The organism is Lysinibacillus sp. NPDC094403, from assembly GCF_050278745.1.
In the GTDB taxonomy this organism is placed as follows: domain Bacteria; phylum Bacillota; class Bacilli; order Bacillales_A; family Planococcaceae; genus Lysinibacillus.
The window spans coordinates 1-3,017 of the sequence record NZ_JBNNTL010000040.1 but is presented as its reverse complement, the minus strand read 5'-3'; the positions used below and the strand labels follow the sequence as shown (position 1 = coordinate 3,017).

General features: G+C 51.6%; 1 rRNA gene. It reads left to right on the top strand.

The annotated features are described in order from the left end of the window. Positions 1–87: 87 nt before the first annotated feature. Positions 88–3,015, top strand: a 23S ribosomal RNA gene (locus ACQKMV_RS23710). Positions 3,016–3,017 lie beyond the last annotated feature (2 nt).

The following is a 3,017-nucleotide window of genomic DNA, read 5'->3' as shown; positions in this document are numbered from 1 at the left end:
TCTTGTTCTTTGAAAACTGGATAAAACGACATTGAAATTGTAACAAACACATTTATTTTTTAAGTTTTTTTATAGGCTTAATAACTTGGTTAAGTTATTAAGGGCGCACGGCGAATGCCTTGGCACTAGGAGCCGATGAAGGACGGCACTAACACCGATATGCTTCGGGGAGCTGTAAGTGAGCTTTGATCCGGAGATTTCCGAATGGGGGAACCCACTACGTTTAATCGCGTAGTATCTTGACGTGAATTCATAGCGTCTTGAAGGCAGACCCAGGGAACTGAAACATCTAAGTACCTGGAGGAAGAGAAAGAAAAATCGATTCCCTGAGTAGCGGCGAGCGAAACGGGAAGAGCCCAAACCAAGAGGCTTGCCTCTTGGGGTTGTAGGACACTCTATACGGAGTTACAAAAGAGCGAGTTAGATGAAGCGACTTGGAAAGGTCCGCCAGAGCAGGTAAAAGCCCTGTAGTCGAAAGTTCGTTCTCTCCTGAGTGGATCCTGAGTACGGCGGAACACGTGAAATTCCGTCGGAATCCGGGAGGACCATCTCCCAAGGCTAAATACTACCTAGTGACCGATAGTGAACCAGTACCGTGAGGGAAAGGTGAAAAGCACCCCGGGAGGGGAGTGAAAGAGATCCTGAAACCGTGTGCCTACAAGTAGTTAGAGCCCGTTAATGGGTGATAGCGTGCCTTTTGTAGAATGAACCGGCGAGTTACGATTACGTGCGAGGTTAAGCTTTAGAAGGCGGAGCCGCAGCGAAAGCGAGTCTGAATAGGGCGAATTAGTACGTGGTCGTAGACCCGAAACCAGGTGATCTACCCATGTCCAGGGTGAAGGTGAGGTAACACTTACTGGAGGCCCGAACCCACGCACGTTGAAAAGTGCGGGGATGAGGTGTGGGTAGCGGAGAAATTCCAATCGAACTTGGAGATAGCTGGTTCTCTCCGAAATAGCTTTAGGGCTAGCCTCGTGATGAGAATACTGGAGGTAGAGCACTGTTTGGACTAGGGGGCCATCCCGGTTTACCGAATTCAGACAAACTCCGAATGCCAGATATTTATACACGGGAGTCAGACTGCGAGTGATAAGATCCGTAGTCAAAAGGGAAACAGCCCAGACCACCAGCTAAGGTCCCAAAGTAATCGTTAAGTGGAAAAGGATGTGGCGTTGCACAGACAACCAGGATGTTGGCTTAGAAGCAGCCATCATTTAAAGAGTGCGTAATAGCTCACTGGTCGAGTGACGCTGCGCCGAAAATGTATCGGGGCTAAACGATTCACCGAAGCTGTGGATTGACATCTATGATGTCAGTGGTAGGAGAGCGTTCTAAGTGCGTTGAAGTCAGATCGGAAGGACTGGTGGAGCGCTTAGAAGTGAGAATGCCGGTATGAGTAGCGAAAGACGGGTGAGAATCCCGTCCACCGTATGACTAAGGTTTCCTGAGGAAGGCTCGTCCGCTCAGGGTTAGTCGGGACCTAAGCCGAGGCCGATAGGCGTAGGCGATGGACAACAGGTTGATATTCCTGTACCACCTCCTCACCGTTTGAGAAATGGGGGGACGCAGTAGGATAGGGTAAGCGCGCTGTTGGTTATGCGCGTCCAAGCAGTAAGGCGTGTGTGTAGGCAAATCCGCACACTGTAACGTTGAGCTGTGATGGCGAGTCCGTATGGACGAAGTTCCTGATTTCACACTGCCAAGAAAAGCCTCTATCGAGGTGAGAGGTGCCCGTACCGCAAACCGACACAGGTAGTCGAGGAGAGAATCCTAAGGTGTGCGAGAGAACTCTCGTTAAGGAACTCGGCAAAATGACCCCGTAACTTCGGGAGAAGGGGTGCTCTTGAGCGTGCAAGCGCATGAGAGCCGCAGTGAATAGGCCCAGGCGACTGTTTAGCAAAAACACAGGTCTCTGCAAAACCGTAAGGTGACGTATAGGGGCTGACGCCTGCCCGGTGCTGGAAGGTTAAGAGGAGTGGTTAGCGCAAGCGAAGCTGCGAATTGAAGCCCCAGTAAACGGCGGCCGTAACTATAACGGTCCTAAGGTAGCGAAATTCCTTGTCGGGTAAGTTCCGACCCGCACGAAAGGCGTAACGATCTGGGCACTGTCTCAACGAGAGACTCGGTGAAATTATAGTACCTGTGAAGATGCAGGTTACCCGCGACAGGACGGAAAGACCCCGTGGAGCTTTACTGTAGCCTGATATTGAATTTTGGTACAACTTGTACAGGATAGGTAGGAGCCAGAGATCTCGGAGCGCCAGCTTCGAAGGAGGCGTCGGTGGGATACTACCCTGGTTGTATTGAAATTCTAACCCATGCCCCTTAGCGGGGCAGGAGACAGTGTCAGGCGGACAGTTTGACTGGGGCGGTCGCCTCCTAAAAGGTAACGGAGGCGCCCAAAGGTTCCCTCAGAATGGTTGGAAATCATTCGTAGAGTGTAAAGGCACAAGGGAGCTTGACTGCGAGACCTACAAGTCGAGCAGGGTCGAAAGACGGGCTTAGTGATCCGGTGGTTCCGCATGGAAGGGCCATCGCTCAACGGATAAAAGCTACCCCGGGGATAACAGGCTTATCTCCCCCAAGAGTCCACATCGACGGGGAGGTTTGGCACCTCGATGTCGGCTCATCGCATCCTGGGGCTGTAGTCGGTCCCAAGGGTTGGGCTGTTCGCCCATTAAAGCGGTACGCGAGCTGGGTTCAGAACGTCGTGAGACAGTTCGGTCCCTATCCGTCGTGGGCGTAGGAAATTTGAGAGGAGCTGTCCTTAGTACGAGAGGACCGGGATGGACACACCGCTGGTGTACCAGTTGTCTTGCCAAAGGCATCGCTGGGTAGCTATGTGTGGACGGGATAAGTGCTGAAAGCATCTAAGCATGAAGCCCCCCTCAAGATGAGATTTCCCATTACGCAAGTAAGTAAGATCCCTCAAAGACGATGAGGTAGATAGGTTCGAGGTGGAAGTGTGGTGACACATGGAGCTGACGAATACTAATCGATCGAGGACTTAACCAAAA